This is a genomic window from Jidongwangia harbinensis, from assembly GCF_020216025.1.
Classification (GTDB): domain Bacteria; phylum Actinomycetota; class Actinomycetes; order Mycobacteriales; family Micromonosporaceae; genus Actinoplanes; species Actinoplanes harbinensis.
This window is the reverse complement of sequence record NZ_JAIWNC010000002.1, coordinates 360750-380140: the sequence shown is the minus strand read 5'-3', so window position 1 is coordinate 380140 and position 19391 is coordinate 360750. Positions and strand designations below refer to the sequence as shown.

Below are 19391 nucleotides of genomic sequence, written 5' to 3'. Positions count from 1 at the left end.
GCCGGCGCTCAGGTGTCGGTGCCGAGCGCGGCGACCGGGCTGACCCGGGCCGCCCGGCGGGCCGGCAGCACCCCGGCCAGCGCGGTGAACGTCACCAGCGCGGCGAACACCGCCGCCAGTTGCCAGACCGGCAGGGCCAGCGGCGCGTTCACGCCGAGGGCCTTGATCGACAGCCAGGCGTACGGCACGCCGAGCAGCAGCCCGAGGGTGGCGCCGACGACGCCGTACAGGCTGGACTCCGCGGTGAGCATCGCGCGCAGCCCGCCCCGGGACAGCCCGACCGCGCGCAGCAGGCCGGACTCGCGGACCCGTTCCACCACCGACAGCGCGGTGGTGGTGCCGACGCCGACCACCGCGATGAGCACGGTGAGGCTGATCAGCCCGACCGCGATCAGCAGCACCACGGTGAGCACCTGGTCGAACTCGTCGCGCTGGTCGGCCAGCACCACGACGCCCAGGCCGGTCTGCCCGCCGGTGACCTGCTGGAGCGCCTTCTGGCCCTCGTTGCGGCCCTGTTCGCCGCCCTGCGCGGCGTCGGCGAGCAGACCGGAGTACCGGTTGCCGGTCGCGCCCAGCCGGGTCAGGTCGGCGGCGTTCAGCACCAGGCCGGAGTTCAGCGGCGCGGAGTCCGGCAGCACCCCGACCACGGTGACCGACACCTTCCGGGCGCCGGCGCGGACCTCGGTCCGGTCACCCACGCGCAGCCCGGTGTCGTCCGCGGTGAAGCCGGACAGCACGACCGTGCCGGGTCCGATGTCCCGCCAGGAGCCGGCCGTCACGTCCAGCTTCGCCAGTGCCGGCAGCGCGCTCATGGTCAGGTCGTTGGCGTCCTGCGGAATCGTCGAGTCGCCGACGGTCAGCTCGCTCAGCCGCCGGTACGGCGTCACGTGGGCGAGTTCGGCACGGGCCCGGGCCTGCTCCACCATCGCGGTGCCGAGCCGGGCCTCCGCCGAGGCGGCCAGTTCGAAGTCGGCGGGCACGGCGGAGGCCATCTCCCGCTCGGCCAGCACCCGCACCGACGCGCCGGACACCAGCACCCCGGCGATCAGGCTGACGCCGAGCGCGACCACCACCGACACCGCGGCCGCCCGGCGCGGCGCACCGCCGACCCCGCCGACCGCCAGCCGGCCCACCGGACCGAGCCGGCGCAGCGGCCAGCCGACCAGCCACAGAATCGGCCGGACCAGCACCGGCCCGAGCGCGATCAGGGCGAAGAACGCCAGACCGGCCGAGCCCACGACCGCGAACAGCATGGGCAGCGGGTCGTAGTTCTCGGCGTCCGGTTCGGGCAGGCTGCTCACCACCACGGCGCCGAGGCCCGCCGCACCCGCGACGAACAGCAGGCCGGTGATCCAGCGCAGCACGCCGATGTCGCGCCGGCCGCCGGCCGTGCTGGAGGAGCGCAGCGCCTCCAGCGGCGCGACCCGGGCCGCCGAGACGGCCGGCGCCAGCACCGCGAACACCGTGATCAGCACGGCCAGCGCGACCACGGCGAGCGCGGCCACCACCGGCAGTCCCGGCGACGCCAGCTCCGCACCGGACGCCCGGGCGATCGGCGGCACGGCGTGTCCCACGGCCAGCGCCACGAGCACCCCGACCCCGCCGGCGACCAGTCCGGTGAGCGCACCCTCGACGGCGAGCGACCGGGTGATCGCGCCGCGCCCGGCGCCGACCGCGCGCAGCAGGGCGAGCTGGCGCATCCGCTGGGCGAAGACGATCCGGAACGTCGACGTGGCGACCAGACCCGCGGCCACCACCGCGATCGCGACGAACATCGCCACCATGGCGAACACGTCGTTGATGTCGCTGACCGCGGCCTCGGCCTCCTGCCGGCGGACCTCCGCCCCGCTGTCGACCGTCGCCCGCTCGCCGGACACCGGGCTCACCGGCACCGCGGAGAGGATCGTCGTCACCGCGGACCGCACCTCGTCCGGTGCGGCGCCGGCCGCCAGCCGCACGTCGATCCGGCTCAGGGCGCCCTCGCCGACCAACGCGCTCACCGTGGCCTGCGGCGCATAGGCCGAGGAGCCGTAGTCCTCGCCGGTGTCGACCAGGCCGGTGACGGTCGCCCGGACGGGCTTCTCCGCCTTGCCGTCGTCGGACCAGCGGGTGATCATCGAGAATTTCGTGCCGACCAGCAGACCCATCCGCTCCGCGGTGCGCGTGCTGACCGCGACCTCGCCCGGCGCCGACGGATACCGCCCGGAGAGCACCGTGGCCTGGGCCAGCGGACCGCTGCCCGGATCGGAGCTCAGGTCCAGATACTGCCCACCGACGGTGGCGCCCACCGAGACCCGGCCGACCGCCTCGGCCACCCCCGGCAGCTTGCCGATCTTCTTCAGTTCGCCGGTACCGACGGCGCCGTTCTGCACCACCAGGTCGACCGCCTCGGGCGTGCCGCTGAGCCCGTTCAGCACGCTGCGCTCGATGATCTGCTGGGCCAGCACGGCGGTGAACACCACGAACGAGGCGACCAGCACGGCCAGGCCGGTGAGCAGGAGCCGGGTGGGGCGCCGGGCGACGCCGCTGAGCTGGGTACGCAGGACCGTGTTCATCGGGCCGCCGCCAGGTCGTGCAGGGCCTCGGCCACCGACGTCCGGTCCGGCCGGTCGATCTCGCCGGCCACCCGGCCGTCGGCGAGCAGCACCACCCGGTCGGCGTACGCGGCGGCGACCGGGTCGTGGGTGACCATCACGATGGTCTGGCCCAGTTCCCGAACCGAGGTACGCAGGAACGCCAGCACCTCGGCGCCGGACCGGGAGTCCAGGTTGCCGGTGGGCTCGTCGGCGAACACCACGTCGGGGCGGGCCACCAGCGCCCGGGCCAGCGCCACCCGTTGCTGCTGGCCGCCGGACAGCTCGCTGGGCCGGTGCCCGAGCCGGTCGGCGATGCCGAGCACCCCGGCCAGCCGGTCGAACAGGCCGCGTTCCGCCTTGCGGCCGGCCAGGTCCAGCGGCAGCGTGATGTTCTGCGCCGCGGTGAGCTGCGGGAGCAGGTTGAACGACTGGAACACGAAGCCGATCCGGTCCCGCCGCACCTTGGTGAGCACCCGGTCCGACTGCACGGTCAGGTCGGTGCCGCCCAGCAGGGCCTGTCCGGAGGTGGCCGTGTCCAGCCCGGCCAGGCAGTGCATCAGCGTGGACTTGCCGGAGCCGGACGGGCCCATGATCGCGGTGAACGCGGCGCGGGCGAAGCCGACCGTGACGCCGTCCAGCGCCCGGACCGCGGTGTCGCCGCTGCCGTACACCTTGACCAGGTCCACCGCCGCGACGGCGGCCATCGTGTCGGGAGCGACCGTGGTGGGCGCGGGGAACTGCGATCTCATCGTGTGTCCTCTTCCGTCGGAAACCTGGGGGAATCCTGAAGGTCGGGAAGCACCCGGCGCATCGGTCCGAGGTGAGGGACACCGACCGTCGTGGATCTGTCTTTCGGCCGATGGGAACGTGTTGACCACCGCATACGCTGGGTCACGATGGTGACGCAACGGAACCGGGACCTGCTCGTCCACGCCGGCCAGCTCGGGCTGCTGTTCGTGATGGCGCTGCTCGGGCTGATCGACGTGGCCGGCGGGCTGGTGACCGGCCCGCTGGGGCCGCTGGGCGTGCTGTCCGCGATCGCCACCGCGGTGGTCTGGCTCCCGCGCCACCGGCAGGACTCCACTCGGCTGCCGAAAGTCGCACTGGTCCTGGCGCTCTGCTCGTTGCTGCTGACGTTCGCGGTGGCCGCGGTCGGCGGAACCGACGGCAGTTTCGGCACCGCGGAGGCGCTCGGGCTGCTCGGTGTGCTGTTCGTGGTGTGCCGCCGGGGCCACCCGCACTGGGCGGTCGGATCGGCGGTGGCCACCGTGGCCGCGGTGGGCCTGCTGCCGATGCGCGGCGGATTCACCTACCAGTACATCATCGGCGGTCTGGTGCTCGCCCTCGCCGCCGCCGTTTCGATCGGCGGCGGCGTCTACCTGCGCACCGTCGAGTCCGGCCGGCAGCGGGCGGTGAACCTGGTCCGCGCCGAGCAGCGCGCCGAGTTCGCCCGGGACCTGCACGACTTCATCGCGCACCACGTCACCGGCATCGTGGTGCAGGCGCAGGGCGCGCGGTACATCGCCGAGGAGGACCCCAAGCGGGTGCTACTGGCCCTGGAACAGATCGAGAACGCCGGCGCCGAGACGATGGCGTCGATGCGCCGGATGGTCGGCGTGCTGCGCGACCCGCAGGCGCGACCGGACGCACCGCTGGCCCCGATCGCCGGTGTGCTGGAGATGACCACGCTGGTCGACCAGTTCAGCGCGGCCGGCGGACCGCTGGCGCGGCTGCACATCGACGGCGACGTGCACGGGCTGCCGGTGGAGGTGTCCACCTCGGCGTACCGGGTGGCGATGGAGGCGCTGACCAACATCCGGCAGCACGCCCCGGACGCCCGGGTGGCGGACGTGTGGGTCCGGCGTACCCCGGAATGGTTGTTGGTCCGGGTGGCCAACGACGGCGCGCCACCCCGCACCGCGACGCCGCGCGACCGGCCGGGGTACGGTCTCGTGGGCCTGACCGAGCGGGTCCGCGCGGTCGGCGGACGGATCACCGCGGGGCCGGGCATCGAGGGCGGTTGGGTGGTCGACGCGGCACTGCCGCTCGGCGGATGAGGCGGAGGCATACTCATGGTCGAGGTGACCGGGTGATCCGGGTTCTGATCGCCGATGATCAGGCGATGGTCCGGACCGGCTTCGGCATGATCATCGGCGCGCAGCCGGACATGGAGCTGGTCGGTGAGGCGGCCGACGGCGTCGAGGCGGTGGCGCTGGCCCGCCGGCTGAAGCCGGACGTGGCGCTGTTCGACATCCGGATGCCCAAGATGGACGGTCTGGAGGCGTTGCGGCTGCTGGCCGGACCGGGCGTGGCCGAACCGGTCAGGGTCGTCGTGGTCACCACGTTCGACCTCGACGAGTACGTGCACACCGCGCTGCGCAACGGCGCCGCCGGGTTCCTGCTCAAGGACTCCGGCCCGGCGCTGCTGGTCGAGGCGGTCCGCGCGGCGGTGTCCGGGGACGCCCTGATCAGCCCGTCGATCACGGTCCGGCTGCTGGAACACCTGAGCCCGCCGGCGCCCGGCGGCATCGACGACGGCGGCCTGTCGCCGCGCGAACTGGACGTGGTGAAACTGGCCGCCCGCGGGCTGACCAACGCGGAGATCGCCACGCAGCTGTTCATCTCGGTGGGCACGGTGAAGACCCACCTGGGCAGTGTGCAGACCAAGCTGGGCGCCCGGAACCGGGTGGAGATCGCGGCCTGGGCCTGGGAACGCCGCCTGGTCGGCTGAACCTCAGGCGCGCAGGGCGATCCAGTAGCGGCGGGTGCGGCCCAGTTCGGTGTCGCGGACGTCCTCCAGCACACCGCCGTGGCGCTCGATCGTGCGCCGGGACCCCTCGTTGGTCTCGTGGCAGGTGATCAGCACCCGGTCCAGGCCCCGCTCGCGGGCGTGTCCGAGCACGACGCCCAGCGCGTACCCGGCCAGCCCACGACGCCGGGCCGACGGCCGCACGCCGTACCCGATGTGCCCGCCGGCCCGGAGCAGGAAATCGTTGAGTTCGTGGCGCAGCGAGATCGAGCCGAGGACGGTGTCGCCCTCGGCGATCCACCAGTACGTGCACGGCACCCGTCCCTCGGCCGGCGGCCGCTCCGGGTCCGATTCGGCGGTGATCCGGTCCACCCAGGCGGCGAAGCCGTCGGCCGAGTCCACCTCGTCGTCGGCGCGCAGGCCGGAGCCGTCCTGGTGCACGCCGCGGCCCCAGTCGTCGCGGGCGTCGAGCCACTGCCGGTGCAGGCGGGCGGTGGGGGTGATCAGCTCGGGCATGCCAGGCACGGTAGCCGGGACGGATGCCGCCCGGCGACCGGATTGTCCGCAGTGCGGCACGGGCGGCGGGCGTCAGTCGGCGGCGCTCGCCGCGACCCGGTTCCGGCCGCCGCGCTTGGCGCGATAGAGGTTCGCGTCCGCCGCCTGGAACAGCTCCGCGGCGGTCATCCCGTCGGCGCGCGCCGCGACGCCGATGCTCACCGACACCGGGGCGCCGGGCGCGATCCCGTCGACCTCGGCGCCCGCCACGGCGGCCCGGATCCGCTCGGCCACCTCGACCGCGGCCGGCAGGTCGGCGTAGCAGAAGATGGTGAACTCGTCACCGGCGTACCGGATCGGGACGTCCTGTCCGGTGCGGCAGCAGGCGGCCAGCACGGCGCCGATCCGGCGCAGCAGGGCGTCGCCGGCGGTGTGCGAGTAGGTGTCGTTGACCGCCTTGAACTTGTCCACGTCGAGGATGAGCAGGCTCACCGGCCCGGCCGCCGCGCCGGTGTCCAGCTCCGTCATCAGCTGGTCGAACTGGCGGCGGTTGCCCAGTCCGGTGAGTGGGTCGCGGAGCAGCGCGGCCTGCGTACCGGCCCGTTCCAGCGCGAGTTCCTCGCGGTCGCGGGCGTGGTGCAGCGCCGTCAGTTGCTGCATGCGCTGCCGCCCGAGCAGGCGGTTCTGCACGTCCAGCGCGGCGAGCAGGTCCCGGGCCGCCGGGCCGCCGTCCGCCTGGGCGGCGAGCACGGCCAGTTCGTGCGCGACGATCAGCTCGTCGTCGGCCCAGCCGCCGAGGCCGCACCAGTCCCGGGCGGCGAGCAGTTCGCGGCGGGCGGCCGGGTGGTCGCCGAGCCTGCGGTGCGCGATGCCGAGGGCCAGGTGCACGGCCCAGGCGCCGCCGGCGAGCCGGTGTTCCCGCAGCGGCAGGACGAGCGGGGCGGCGAGCGCCGTCGCCTCGCCGGCCTCACCGAGCTTGGCCCGGGCCAGCGCCAGGACCGCCCGGATCTCCCAGGTGTCCACCGGTCCCGGCGCACCGTCCGGGCCGGTACCCGGGTGCTCCGCCAGCCAGCCCGAGGCGACCGCCACGGCCCGGCGCAACCGGAAGCCGGCCTCCAGACCGTGGCCCAGGTGGTCCAGGCGGAAACCCCAGGTGAGCAGGAGCTCCAGGTAGCGGTGTGCCAGGTAGCTGCCGGGCGACGACGCGTACGCCGCGTGCTCCGCCAGCACCTGCTCGTACGCGGCGGCGGCCACCTCGTACAGCCCGGCCGTGTTCGCCGCCTGGCCGTACGCGGCGAGCGCGGAGGCGTACCGCTCGTTGCGCCGGGACGTGGTCTCGAGCAGCAGCCCGGCGCGCGCCAGGTGCAGGATGCCCTGGGCGGTCCGGTTGCTCTGCACACCCAGCTGGGCCAGGTCGGCCAGCGTCTTGGCCTCGCCCAGCACGTTGCCGGCGGCCCGTTGCCGGTCCAGCAGTCCCAGTCCCACCGCCATCGCGCCGGCGAAGTCGCCGTGGTACTGGTGAGCGAACATCCGGCCCTGGATCAGGAAATCGACGGTCTTCTCGTCGCCGAACGCGCGCGCGATCGCCTGGAACTCGTTCGCGGCGGCGATCGCCTCGGCGAACCGGCCGTTGCCGGCCAGCTCGTGCACGGTCAGTGCGAGCTCGATGAACGGCCCGTACGGCGACACGGGCACCAGCGCTGATCCGTCCGTCATCCCGTCCCTCCGCCGACCCGGCGCTCCGGGCTTCCCTTCGGCGCGGGCGGGCGCGAACTGAGGGCCGGCGCGGGCCGGGTCAGCCGGCCAGGGCGAGCAGGCGCCGGATCTGTGCCTGGCGGGTGCGGGTCAGGTCGGCGGCCAGGTTCAGCGCGGGCGGGTAGCGGCCGCCGGACGTCTCCATCCGGGCGGTCGCCACGCTGTTGTGCAGGTGGCCGAGGAGCAGGCTGAGCGCGGTGCGGTCGAAGGCGGCCCCGGCGGCGGCGCGCAGCTCGGCCAGGTCCGATGCCCGCACCGAGTGCAGGTCACCGTGCCCGGCGTGGGCGCCCGGATCGGGTCCGGGCGACACCGGCCGCTGCCACGCGGTCAGCCACTCGCGCATGGTGGCCGCCTCGGTACGCCACCGTGCCCGCAGGTCGGCGGCGGTCCGGCGTACCGCGGGGTCGGTGGCCCGGGTCGCGGCGAGGGCGACCACCGGCTCGCCCTGGCGGGCGTGTTCCAGGCTCATCTGGAGGAACATCACGTCGGTGTCGTTGTACTCCGGGCGCTCCGGCGCGGCGGCGCAACCGGCGAGGCCGGCCGCGGCGAGCAGGGTGAGCAGGTTCCGGCGTCGCATCCCGTCTCCCGTCGCGGGCCGGGGCGGGTCCGTCCACCGGACGGACCCGCCGGTGTGCGCGCCGGGTCAGGCCCGCTGCCACAGCGCCGGTACGGCCGGCGGCTCCCAGCCGGGCTGCGCGGTGTGCGCCTGCCGGCAGCGGTACGTGGCACCGCCGTAGGTGACCGTGCTGCCCACCGCGTACGTGGTGCCCACGGCCCAGGTCCCGCCGGCCGGCGGCTGGGTCGGCGGCTGGGTGGGCGGGTTGGTCGGCGGGTTGGTGGGCGGATTGCTCGGCGGCGTGGTGCTGCCGCCGCCGATCTGCAGGTCCACACAGGAGTAGAAGGCCATCGCGGTGTCCGCGACGTTCCACCGGGCCAGCAGCGTCTGCCGGCCGGTGAAGCTGCCCAGGTTGACGGTGTGGCTCTTGGTGGCGCCGGGCTGGGCGCCGCCGTCGTTGAACGAGGCGAGCAGGCGGCCGCCGATGAGATACTCCCAGGTGCTGGTCGAGTGCCGGGCGGTCAGCACCCAGTTGAACGTCACCGACCGGCCGACCGAGACGGCCGGCCAGGCGCGGTTGTTGTCGTTGAGGACGGCGAAACGGCTGCCGCCGCCGTTGCACTGCAGCGAGCCCTTGGGCGCCTCGACGCTCTGCGGCTCGTACACGATGTCGCCGCAGTTGGGGACGTCGCCGCGGGCGCAGTTCGCCTGCCGGCTCGGCGGGGACGAGATGTAGCCGTGCGCGGAAGCCGGCGCGACGGCGACGAACAGGGAGGTGACGACCGCGGCGACGGTCAGGATGGGGAGGGTGGCTCGGCGTCTCATGAAGTGCTCCTCTTCATGCCGGCAGGCCGGGCTGGGGGTGGCCCGGCCGGTGCGCCAAACATAAGTTAAAGAGTGTTAACAGTAAAGAGAGCTAATGAAGTTTTTCGATGTCTGTCGAGACAGCGCTCAACTTTCCGCCGGATGCGCCGAAGGGCTGAATGTGCACGACATCCACGAACTGGTCGACCGGCGTGCGGTCACCGCCGTCTTCCAGCCCTTGGTCGACATCGCGACCGGCCGGGTGGTCGGCTACGAGGCGCTGAGCCGCGGCCCCGCCGGTACGCCGTACGAGTCCCCGATGCAGATGTTCGCCGCCGCCCGGGCCGCCGGCCGCGACGGCGAACTGGACTGGGTCTGCCGGGCCGCGGCGTACCGCGCCGCACGGGAGGCCGACCTGGACCCCACGCTGACCCTGTTCGTCAACATGGAGCCGCGGGCCTGGCGCGCGCCCTGCCCGGCCGACCTGATCCCCGCGGTGGAGCACGCCCGGCACCGGCTGCGGGTGGTCACCGAGATGACCGAACGGGCGATCGCCGAGGACCCGGCGGCGCTGCTGTCCGCCACCGCGAACTGCCGCACGGCGGGCTGGGGCGTGGCGCTGGACGACGTCGGCGCCGACCCGATGTCGCTGGCGCTGATGCCGTTCGTGCACCCCGACGTGGTGAAGCTGGACATGCAGTTGCTGCGCCGGCCGGACGACCCGTACACCGCCCGGGTGGTGGCGGCGGTGTCCGCGTACGCGGAGAGCAGCGGCGCGGTGGTGCTGGCCGAGGGCATCGAGACCGCCGAGCACCTGCTCACCGCCCGCACCATGGGCGCCACCGTGGGCCAGGGCTGGCACTACGGCCGGCCGCAGCCGCTGCCCGCCGCCACCCCGCCGTCCGCCCGGCTCCCGCTGCTCGGCACGCCCGCGGTCGCACCGGGCACGCGCACCCCGTTCGCCGTGGTCAGCGAGCGGCGGCCGGTCACCCGGACCACCAAGGCGGCGCTGATGCCGCTCAGCCGGCACCTGGAGGCGCTGGCCGGCGAGGGACCGGAACCGCCGGTGCTGCTGGCGTGCTTCCAGGAGAGCCGGCACTTCACGCCCGCCACCATGCGCCGGTTCGCCCGGATCGCGGAGCACAGCCCGCTGGTCGCCGCGCTCGGGGTGGGCCTGGACGCCGAGCCGATGCCCGGCATCCGCGGCGCCGGCCTGGGCACCGCCGACCCGCTGCGCGGCGAGTGGAACGTCATCGTGGTCGGACCGCACCAGGCCGCGGCGCTGGTCGCGCACGACCTCGGCGACACCGGTCCGGAGCCGGAGCGCCGGTTCGACTTCGCGGTGACCCACGACCGGGCCCTGGTGATCGAGGCGGCCCGGGCGCTGCTGGGGTGGCTGGCGCCGGTCCGCTCCGAGGCACTGGCCGGGCTGGTGCCCGCCTGAGCGGTCCCCCCGGTGGGGGACTTCAGGCGGTCCCCCGCTCCCTAGCATCGAGATCATGGTTACCGGCGAGCAGCACCTGAGCAACGTCGTGCGCTGGTTCCGGTCCCGGCCGCCCGGCCACCAGGATCTGGCGATCGCGGCCGTCGTCGCGGTGCTGTCCTTCACCCCGGGTCTCGCCGACAAGGGAACGGCGGTGGGCTGGGCGACCGCGCAGCGTCCGTTCGGCCCGGTGGCCGCCGGCCTGGTGCTCGCCCACGCGCTGTCGCTGGTGGTGCGCAGCCGCGCGCCCGGGCTGTGCCTGGCGACGGCGTCCGCGGCGTTCTTCGCCTACCAGATCCTCGGGTACCGGCCGACGTTCGCGACCGCCGCGCTGTACCTGGCCCTGTACAGCGCCGGCATGCTGCAGAGCCGGCTGCGGACCGTCACCGTCCTGGCGTGGCTCGCGGCCTACGCCGGCATGACGGGCTGGCTGGTGCACGCCGGGTCGCCGTTCCCACCGCGGGACTACGTGCTGTTCCTCGCGCTCCCGGCGGGCTGCTGGGCGCTCGGCCGGTGGTCGCGCGGCCGGTTGCGGGCCCAGGCCCGCCGGCACGAGCAGCGCGCCGCCGAGGACCTGCACCGGGAACGCGAACACCTCGCCCGGGAACTGCACGACGTCGTCACCCACCACGTGACCGCGATGGTCATGCAGGCCGACGCCGCCCTCTACGTGCCGGCCGGGGACCGGGCCGAGCTCGAGGCCGGGCTCACCGCGATCGGCACCACGGGCCGGCGGGCCCTCGGCGACCTGCGCGAACTGCTCGGCGTGCTGCACCCCGGGCACGACGCCGGGCCGGCGTCCAAGGAACCCACCGTGGGCCGGCTGGCCGACCTCGTGGAGCAGACCAGGGCGGCGGGCCAGCCCGTCGAGTTCGTCGAGGAACCGTCGACGACCGCGGCGGAGGGCCTCACCCGGCTGGCCGTCTACCGGGTGGTGCAGGAAGGGCTGACCAACGCGCTCAAGCACGCACCGGGCCGTCGTACCGTGGTGCACCTGACCGCCCCGGCGGACGGCGGCGTCGTCGTGCGGGTCAGCACGGACGGCGGTCCGGCGCCCGCTCCGGGCCGGCCGGCCGCACCGTCCGGCCGCGGTCTCGACGGGCTCCGGCGGCGGGTCTCGCTGGCCGGCGGCGAATTCACCGCGAGCCGCTCCCCCGGCGGCGGCTTCCTCCTGCACGCCCGCTTCCCGATGCGAACGGACAGCTGATGCCCGAACCGGACCCGACCCGCATCCTGGTCTGCGACGACCAGCCCCTGGTACGCGCCGGCTACCGCACGATCCTGTCCGCGCAACCGGACTTCGACGTCGTCGGTGTGGCCGAGGACGGCGTCGAGGCGGTCCGGCTGGCGCTCGAGCAGCGGCCCGACGTCGTGCTGATGGACATCCGGATGCCCCGCCTGGACGGCATCCAGGCGACCCGGCAACTCGCCGGGCCGGAGTCCGTGCACGCCCCCAAGGTCCTCGTCGTCACGACCTTCAACCTCGACCAGTACGTGTTCGAGGCCCTGCGCGCGGGCGCCAGCGGTTTCCTGCTCAAGGACACTCCGCCGCCGGACCTGATCGCGGCGGTGCGCACCGTCGCGGCCGGCAACGCCCTGCTCGCCCCGGAGGTGACGCGACGGCTGATCGGCCGGTTCGGCGAACGGATCCGGCAGCACGACACGCAACGCGAGGAGACGCTCGCCGCCCTCACCGACCGGGAACGGGAGGTGCTGCACCTGCTCGCCGCCGGGATGTCGAACGCGGAGATCGCGGACGCGCTGTTCATCGGCACCGAGACGGTCAAGACCTACGTGTCGCGCATCCTGGCGAAGCTGCATCTGCGGGACCGCGTGCAGGCCGTCGTGCTGGCCCACCGGATCGGACTCACCGTCCCCGGCGACTGACCGGTCGACCGGCCGGTGGCCGCGGCACCAGACCCAGACGTACGGACGTCACCCTCACGGTCAGCAAGTTGTGCGCCGGACCTTCCCGGGACGACCCCGGCTCATCCGGTGGCGGCCGGCGACGGCGCGAGCGAGGGGGCGCCGGCCGGTGGCAGGTCGCGGACATGTCTTCCGGTGGCGAGGTTCCACAGTCGTACGGACTGGGCGCCGACGGCGAGGAACTTGCCGTCCGGGCTGATCGCCAGGCTGCTGATCTCTCCCGAGTGGCCGGTCAACGGCGGCCGGACCTCGTCCCACGTCGCGGGGTTCCACACGCGCACGGTGCCGGCGGTGGGGATGGCGCCGGCGAACACCTTGCCGCTCGGACCGAAGGCGAAGGCCCGGACGCCGTAGCTGTGCTTCGCGTCCGGTGTGACCGTGTCACCGTTGTTCGTGTTCCACAGTCGCGGCACCTGGTTGTCGCTCGTGGCGACGAGCCACCTGCCGTCCGGGCTGAACCCGACCTGCGCGATCTTCGACTCGTCGTTCGAGGTGAGGGGCTCGCCGACCGCCCGGCCGGTCGCCGGATCCCACCGCCGTACCGTCCGGGCGTCATCGCCGCTGGCGAGCACCTTGCCGTCCGGGCTGAACGCGACGCTGGTGACGTAGCCGGCATGACCGGTCAGCGCTGGGCCGACGGCCTGCGCGGTGGCGGGATTCCACCGGCGTACGGTCCGGTCGGTGCTGCCGCTGGCGAGCACCTTGCCGTCCGGGCTGAACGCGACGCTGGTGACCGGGCCGGGATGACCGGTCGACTGGCTGACGGGTCGCCCGGTGGCCGGGTGCCACAGCCGGAGGTGGCCGTCGGAGCTGCCGCTGGCGAGCACCTCTCCGTCCGGGCTGAACGCGACGCTGGTGACCCGGTCGGCATGGCCGGTCAGCGGCGAGCCGATGGGCGCGCCCGTGCCGGCGTTCCACAGCCGTATCGAGCCGTCGTCGCTGCCGGCCGCAAGGTACCTGCCGTCGGGGCTGAACGCGACACCGCGAATGCCCGGTGCGGGGGTACCGCCGCCGGACCGTTCCGGGTCGTTGCCGGTCCGGAACTGATCGACGGCCCACAGGACCGCGACCATCGCGACGAGCACGGCGGCGCCGGCCACGACGGCCCGGGCCCGCCGGCTCCGGACCGATTCCCGCGGAGGTCCAGGTGCGGGCGCCGTAGCGGGTCCTGAGTCGACGGCGGCCGGTGGTGGGGCCGGTGGTGGTGAGGCCGGCGGTGACGCGGGCTCGGGTCCCGGATCCGGCGCAGCCGCCACCGGGCGGGTTCGGCGGCGGCGGCTCCGGGCGAGGTACAGCTCACCCTGCATCTCGACGACCCGGCTGGGCGTCTGGTGCGGGTTCCGCTCGCGCACCGCGTCGAAGACATAGTCGTAGAGTTCGTCGAGGGAGACCCAGCCGTCCCCGTCGCGGTCCGCGTCGCCGGTGGTCAGCCCTTCGACGAGGGCGGCGGTGAACACGGACGGGCTCGCGCCGGGAGCGTCGGTGAGGTGGTCGCCCTCGAAGGCGTACTCCATCGAACTCGATGCGGTGATCACCGCGCGTCCCCGTCCGCCGCCCGGCCGCCCGACGGCGAAGCTGTCCAGCACGTTGACGTCGCCGGCCGCCCGGACCGTGACGCCCCGGCTGAACGCGCCGCCATAGCAGCAGTCCAGCAGCAACACGATGCTCCGCGACCGGCTGGCCCGCATGCACCGCTGGACGAAGGCCGCCGATATCGCGGTGGAGCCGAGGCGGTTCGGGCGGGTGTTGCGGGTGGCGAAGTGCAGCTCCCCGGACTCGTCTTTCAACCCGTGGCAGGAGAAGTGCAGAAGCAGGACATCGTCGACGCGGCTCTCCGAGAACAGGTCTTCGATCTGCACGCTGACGTCATGCGCCGGGCGGTTGCGCGCCACGTCCACCGCGAAGCCGCCGATCTCCGGGTCGCCCAGGACGCCGGCCAGGGCCTCGGCGTCCGCGGCGGCCGACCGCAGGCGTCGCAGGTCAGGGTGCTCGTACTCGTCGTTGGCGACGATCAACGCCTGGCGCCGGCCGGCCACGCTCAACTCCCGGTGTCGGTGTTCCGTCCGGCAGTGCGGTGCCGGCTCACGAACAGCCCGACGAGCCGCTCCTGATCACGCACCGACGCCTCGGAGAGTTCCAGCACGTCGCCGTCGATCTCGATCCGCACCGTGCGGCGGGTGCCCTCACCGCGACCGACCCACTGTCTGATCACCGCGACGACTCCGGCCAGGGCGGTCGCCGACTCACTCAGCGTCACCAGCAGTCCGCCGGCCGCGGCCACGTCGAAGCCCCGGGCGCCCGGCGGCGGCGGCCCCGCCCGCAGGCCGGTCACGTCCTCGACGTCGAGCTGGAGAAGCTGCCGCCGGAGATGCCCCGCCACCGCGTCGATCCGCTCCGCGTCCGCGCCGTCCTCGACGAGGTGAAGGAGTACGTCTCTAGACACTGCCTGCCCTTCGGTCGAGCCCCGCGGTACTATCGCACGCTCTCCCGGGCCGTACCGAAAGGCGGCCGTCGCCAACCCGACAACGCCGCCGCGCCCATGCTCTAGGCGCGCCGGTCCAGGAACGCGTACACGTCCTGCGCGTCCACGCCCGGGAAGGTGCCCGGCGGCAGCGCGGCGAGCAGATGCGAGTGCACCCGGGCGCTGGGCCAGGCGTGCCCGGCCCAGCGCTCCACCAGGTCGGCCGGCGGCCGGCGGCAGCAGTCCGGGTCCGGACAGCGCGACACGGTACGCCGGGCGGTGTCCCCGCCGCGGAACCAGCGGGCGTGCTCGTACGGCGTGCCGACGGTCACCGAGAACTCCCCGGAGCGGGTCGACTCCACGTGCACCGTGCACCAGTACGTGCCGGTCGCGGTGTCGGTGAACTGGTAGAACGACGAGTACGGGTCGTCGGCCGCGAACACCGTGCGGGACGCCCACCGGCGGCACGCGTGCTGGCCCTCGATCGCGCCGGTCACGTCGGCCGGAAAGCGGACGTTGTCGTTCTCGTACGCCTTGTAGATCGTGCCGCTCTCGTGCACCCGGGTGAAGTGCACCGGGATGCCGAAGTGGTGGGTGGCGAGGTTGGTGAACCGGTGCGCCGCGGTCTCGTACGACACCCCGAACGCGTCCCGGAAGTCGTCGATCGCCAGGGCCCGGTCGGCCTTCGCCTCGCGCAGGAAGCCGACCGCGAACTTCTCCGGCATCAGCAGGGCCGCGGCGAAGTAGTTGGCCTCCACCCGCTGACGCAGGAAGTCGCCGTAGTCGGCCGGGTCCTCGTGGCCCAGCACGAAGTGGCCGAGCGTCTGCAGCACCACGGCGCGCGGGTCGTGGCCCTTGCCGCTGGCCACCTGCGGCAGGTAGATGCGCCGCCGGCGCAGATCGGTGACCGACCGGGTGGAACCGGGCAGGTCCGGCACGTAGTGCAGGGTGAAGCCGAGCTGCGCGGCGATGTCCAGGATGCCGCGCTGGGACAGCGGGCCGGTGGTGTTGCGGACCGACCGCAGCACCCGGGCGGCGGCGGCCTCGATGTCGGCGAAGTAGTTGTCCCGTTCCCGCATCTGCTCGCGGAGCTGGGCGTTCGCCCGGCGGGCCACCTCCGGGGTGGCGCTCTGCTCGGTGCGCAGCCGGTTCAGTTCGCGGTGCAGCCCGATCAGCGCCTCCAGCGCGTCGGACGGCAGCCGGTTGCCGCCCCGCACCACCGGCAGGCCGAGCGCCGCGTACCCCGGCGTCTGCTGGAAGTGCGCCAGCTCGATCTCCAGCCCGGCGCGCCGGCTCGGCGCCTCCGGGCGGAGCAGATCCTGCACGGGTACGCCGAGCGCGGCGGCCAGCGCCTGCAGCACCGACAACTTGGGTTCCCGCTTGCCGTTCTCGATCAGGGACAGCTGCGACGGCGCCCGGCCGACCGCGGCGCTGAGCTGGTCCAGCGTGAGGCCCTTGGCCCGGCGCAGGTGGCGCAGGCGCTGCCCGAGCGTGACGAGGTCGACGGTGGCGTCGGCGGAAGGCGAAGCGGTCACGCGTTTGACGCTAGCAGAATTTCTGCGTTTCTTCTCCTCACATCTGGCTTCAGTAGGGGCTGCGGGCCGCGCAACAGTGAAGTTCTTCCACCGATGGCACGGAAGGCAGGGACATCATGAACGATCAGGCTTCCGACCTCACTCGGGCGTGGGCGGGCGATCCACGCTGGCTGGGCGTGCGCCGCGACTACACCGCGCAGGACGTGGTGCGGCTGCGCGGCTCACTGCAGGAACGGCACACCCTCGCGGAGCGGGGCGCGGCCCGGCTCTGGCAACTGCTGCGCGACGAGGAGTACCTCAACGCGCTGGGTGCGCTCACCGGCGGGCAGGCCGTGCAGATGGTGCGGGCCGGGCTCCGGGCCATCTACCTGTCCGGCTGGCAGGTGGCCGCGGACGCGAATCTGTCCGGGCACACCTACCCGGACCAGAGCCTGTACCCGGCCAACTCGGTGCCGGCGGTGGTGCGCCGGATCAACAACGCGCTGCTGCGCGCCGACCAGATCGACACCGCCGCCGGCACGCAGGAGCGGGACTGGTTCGCCCCGATCGTGGCCGACGCGGAGGCCGGGTTCGGCGGGCCGCTGAACGCGTTCGAGCTGATGAAGGCGATGATCGCGGCCGGCGCCGCGGGCGTGCACTGGGAGGACCAGCTGGCCAGCGAGAAGAAGTGCGGCCACCTGGGCGGCAAGGTGCTGGTGCCGACCGGCCAGCACATCCGCACGCTGAACGCGGCCCGGCTCGCCGCCGACGTCTGCGGCGTGCCGACCCTGGTCATCGCGCGCACCGACGCGCTGGCCGCGGACCTGCTCACCACGGACGTCGACGAGCGGGACCGCCCGTTCCTCACCGGCGACCGTACCGCCGAAGGCTTCTTCCGGGTGCGCAGCGGCCCGGAGGCGGCGATCGCCCGCGGCGTCGCCTACGCCGACTACGCCGACCTGCTCTGGGTCGAGACCGGCAAGCCGGACCTGGAGTTCGCCCGGCAGTTCGCCGAGGCGGTGCACCGGGTGCACCCGGACAAGATGCTGGCCTACAACTGCTCGCCGTCGTTCAACTGGCGGCGCAACCTCGACGACGACACCATCGCCCGGTTCCAGAAGGAGCTCGGCGCGATGGGCTACAAGTTCCAGTTCGTCACGCTGGCCGGCTTCCACGCCCTGAACCACTCCATGTTCGAGCTGGCCAAGGGCTACGCCAGCGACGGCATGAGCGCGTACGTGACGTTGCAGGAGGCCGAGTTCGCGGCCGAGGCGGACGGCTACACCGCGACCCGGCACCAGGCCGAGGTCGGTACCGGCTACTTCGACGCCGTGTCCACCGCCCTGAACCCGGACAGCTCCACCACGGCGCTGTCCGGCTCGACCGAAGCGGAGCAGTTCTGATGGAAACCGTCACGATTACCCCGTCGGCATACCCGGACATCCTCAGCGAGGATGCGATCGCGTTCGTGGTGGCGCTGGACCGCGAGTTCGGCGCGCGCCGGGTCCAGCTGCTGGACCGGCGCCGGCGCCGGCGGGCCACCCGGACCACCGAGCTGGACTTCCTGCCGTCGACCGCGGCCGTCCGCGCGGACACCTCGTGGACCGTGGCGCCGCCGGCCGAGGACCTGATGGACCGCCGGGTGGAGATCACCGGCCCGCCGGAGCGCAAGATGACCGTCAACGCGCTCAATTCCGGCGCCAAGGTGTGGATGGCCGACTTCGAGGACGCCACGTCGCCCACCTGGGACAACGTCGTGGCCGGCCAGCACAACCTGCGCGCCGCGCTGGACGGCACGATCGGCTTCACCAGCGCCGAGGGCCGCCGCTACGAACCGGGTCCGGAGCTGCCCACGATCATGGTGCGCCCGCGCGGCTGGCACCTGCCGGAGTGCCACGTCCGGATCGGCGGCCGGGCCGTGTCGGCGTCGCTGTTCGACTTCGGCATGTACCTCTTCCACTGCGGACGGCGGCAGATCGAGCGCGGCAGCGGACCGTACTTCTACCTGCCGAAGCTGGAGAGCCACCTGGAGGCCCGGCTGTGGAACGACGTGTTCGTGTTCGCCCAGCAGCGGCTGGGCATCCCGCGCGGCACGATCCGGGCCACCGTGCTGATCGAGACCATCACCGCCGCGTTCGAGATGGACGAGATCCTGTACGAGCTGCGGGAACACTCCGCGGGCCTGAACGCCGGCCGGTGGGACTACCTGTTCAGCATGATCAAGAACCGGCCGGACGTGGTGCTGCCGGAGCGCGCGCAACTGACCATGACCGCGCCGTTCATGCGGGCGTACACCGAACTGCTCGTGCAGACCTGCCACCGCCGCGGCGCGCACGCCATCGGCGGCATGGCGGCGGTCATCCCCAGCCGCGACCCGGTCGCCGGGAAGCGGGCGCTGAACCAGGTCCGCCAGGACAAGCGGCGCGAGGTCGGCGACGGCTTCGACGGGTCCTGGGTGGCCCACCCCGGCCTGGTGCCGACCTGCCGCGAGGTCTTCGACCAGTGGCTGGGCTTCGAACCACACCAGATCGTGCGCCGCCGCGACGACGTCCGGGTCACCGCCCAGGACCTGCTCGACGTGCGGGCGCCGGCGGTGGCGGTCACCGAGGCGGCGCTGCGGAGCGCGGTCAGCGTCGCCCTGCGGTACGTCGCCGCGTGGCTGGGCGGACAGGGCGCGGTGGCGCTGGGCGGGCTGATGGAGGACGCGGCGACCGCGGAGATCTGCCGTACCCAGCTGTGGCAGTGGATCTCGCAGGGCACCCCGACCGACTACGGCGTGCCGGTGACCGCCGGGCTGGTCTCCCGGATGCTGCGCGAGGAGGTGGACGTGCTGAGTGCGACCGGTGCGCTGGACGAGGACGCGGCGCGGCGCTTCGGCCGGGCCCGGACCCTGCTCACCGTGCTGCTCACGGAACGGACCTGCCCCGAGTTCCTGACGTTGCCGGCGTACCTGCGCCACCTGTCGGCCGCACCGGCCGCCGCGAGGGAGGCGCCGGTCGCCGCCTGAACCGGCCGCCGGCCCGGGGCCGTGCCGTCCCCCGCCGCGGGGAACGGCACGGCCCGCACGTCGTC

General features: G+C 73.8%; 16 protein-coding genes. 7 read left to right on the top strand and 9 right to left on the bottom strand.

Translation table 11 applies throughout. The annotated features are described in order from the left end of the window. Positions 1-8 precede the first annotated feature (8 nt). The gene (locus LDL48_RS04245; protein ID WP_225253648.1) at positions 9-2555 is read right to left on the bottom strand and encodes an ABC transporter permease; all 2547 of its coding nucleotides are present in this window, start codon (positions 2553-2555) and stop codon (positions 9-11) included. Then, positions 2552-3325, bottom strand: a complete 774-nt coding sequence (locus tag LDL48_RS04240; RefSeq protein ID WP_225253647.1) for an ABC transporter ATP-binding protein — start codon at positions 3323-3325, stop codon at positions 2552-2554. The genes LDL48_RS04245 and LDL48_RS04240 overlap by 4 nt, the downstream gene beginning before the upstream one ends. Before the next feature lie 147 nt (positions 3326-3472). Here LDL48_RS04240 and LDL48_RS04235 point away from each other — a divergent pair, with 147 nt between their 5' ends. Then, the gene (locus LDL48_RS04235) at positions 3473-4633 is read left to right on the top strand and encodes a sensor histidine kinase (protein ID WP_225253646.1); all 1161 of its coding nucleotides are present in this window, start codon (positions 3473-3475) and stop codon (positions 4631-4633) included. Positions 4634-4665: 32 nt separating this feature from the next. Beyond that, positions 4666-5307 carry a response regulator gene (locus tag LDL48_RS04230; protein ID WP_225253645.1) on the top strand — a complete coding sequence of 214 codons (642 nt, stop codon included), beginning with the start codon at positions 4666-4668 and terminating at the stop codon, positions 5305-5307. A 3-nt stretch (positions 5308-5310) separates the two neighbouring features. Here the strand turns inward: LDL48_RS04230 and LDL48_RS04225 are convergent, their stop codons facing one another. The 4 genes from LDL48_RS04225 to LDL48_RS04210 all read right to left on the bottom strand — a co-directional run bounded on the left by LDL48_RS04225 (position 5311) and on the right by LDL48_RS04210 (position 8956). Further along, complete coding sequence (locus LDL48_RS04225) at positions 5311-5841, bottom strand: GNAT family N-acetyltransferase (RefSeq protein ID WP_225253644.1); 531 nt, start codon at positions 5839-5841, stop codon at positions 5311-5313. A 72-nt stretch (positions 5842-5913) separates the two neighbouring features. Beyond that, on the bottom strand, positions 5914-7536 hold the full coding sequence (locus tag LDL48_RS04220; protein WP_225253643.1) for a GGDEF domain-containing protein: 1623 nt from the start codon (positions 7534-7536) through the stop codon (positions 5914-5916). Positions 7537-7615: 79 nt separating this feature from the next. Then, entirely contained in the window at positions 7616-8152 is a 537-nt protein-coding gene (locus LDL48_RS04215; protein WP_225253642.1) for a DUF305 domain-containing protein, read from the bottom strand. Positions 8153-8218: 66 nt separating this feature from the next. Continuing rightward, positions 8219-8956: a lytic polysaccharide monooxygenase gene (locus LDL48_RS04210; protein ID WP_225253641.1), complete on the bottom strand. Its 738-nt coding sequence runs from the start codon at positions 8954-8956 to the stop codon at positions 8219-8221. A 160-nt stretch (positions 8957-9116) separates the two neighbouring features. On the opposite strand from LDL48_RS04210, the gene LDL48_RS04205 reads away from it, so the two are divergent. The 3 genes from LDL48_RS04205 to LDL48_RS04195 are packed head-to-tail and all read left to right on the top strand — an operon-like array spanning position 9117 to position 12305. Further along, positions 9117-10379 carry a sensor domain-containing phosphodiesterase gene (locus LDL48_RS04205; RefSeq protein ID WP_225253640.1) on the top strand — a complete coding sequence of 421 codons (1263 nt, stop codon included), beginning with the start codon at positions 9117-9119 and terminating at the stop codon, positions 10377-10379. Between the two features lie 55 nt (positions 10380-10434). Further along, a complete protein-coding gene (locus LDL48_RS04200; protein WP_225253639.1) occupies positions 10435-11625 on the top strand; it encodes a sensor histidine kinase in 1191 nt (396 codons plus the stop codon). Beyond that, positions 11625-12305: a response regulator gene (locus tag LDL48_RS04195; protein ID WP_225253638.1), complete on the top strand. Its 681-nt coding sequence runs from the start codon at positions 11625-11627 to the stop codon at positions 12303-12305. Before LDL48_RS04200 ends, LDL48_RS04195 begins: the two co-directional genes overlap by 1 nt. A 101-nt stretch (positions 12306-12406) precedes the next feature. Here the strand turns inward: LDL48_RS04195 and LDL48_RS04190 are convergent, their stop codons facing one another. The 3 genes from LDL48_RS04190 to LDL48_RS04180 form a co-directional block, all read right to left on the bottom strand. Further along, entirely contained in the window at positions 12407-14380 is a 1974-nt protein-coding gene (locus LDL48_RS04190) for a caspase, EACC1-associated type (protein ID WP_225253637.1), read from the bottom strand. A 2-nt stretch (positions 14381-14382) separates the two neighbouring features. After that, positions 14383-14787 (bottom strand): effector-associated constant component EACC1, encoded by a 405-nt coding sequence (locus LDL48_RS04185; protein ID WP_225253636.1) that lies wholly within the window; start codon positions 14785-14787, stop codon positions 14383-14385. A 101-nt stretch (positions 14788-14888) separates the two neighbouring features. Further along, positions 14889-16340 (bottom strand): helix-turn-helix domain-containing protein, encoded by a 1452-nt coding sequence (locus LDL48_RS04180; RefSeq protein WP_225253635.1) that lies wholly within the window; start codon positions 16338-16340, stop codon positions 14889-14891. A gap of 116 nt (positions 16341-16456) precedes the next feature. Here LDL48_RS04180 and aceA point away from each other — a divergent pair, with 116 nt between their 5' ends. Next, positions 16457-17722, top strand: a complete 1266-nt coding sequence (aceA, locus tag LDL48_RS04175) for an isocitrate lyase (protein ID WP_225253634.1) — start codon at positions 16457-16459, stop codon at positions 17720-17722. Then, the gene (gene aceB, locus LDL48_RS04170; RefSeq protein WP_225253633.1) at positions 17722-19326 is read left to right on the top strand and encodes a malate synthase A; all 1605 of its coding nucleotides are present in this window, start codon (positions 17722-17724) and stop codon (positions 19324-19326) included. Before aceA ends, aceB begins: the two co-directional genes overlap by 1 nt. Positions 19327-19391 lie beyond the last annotated feature (65 nt).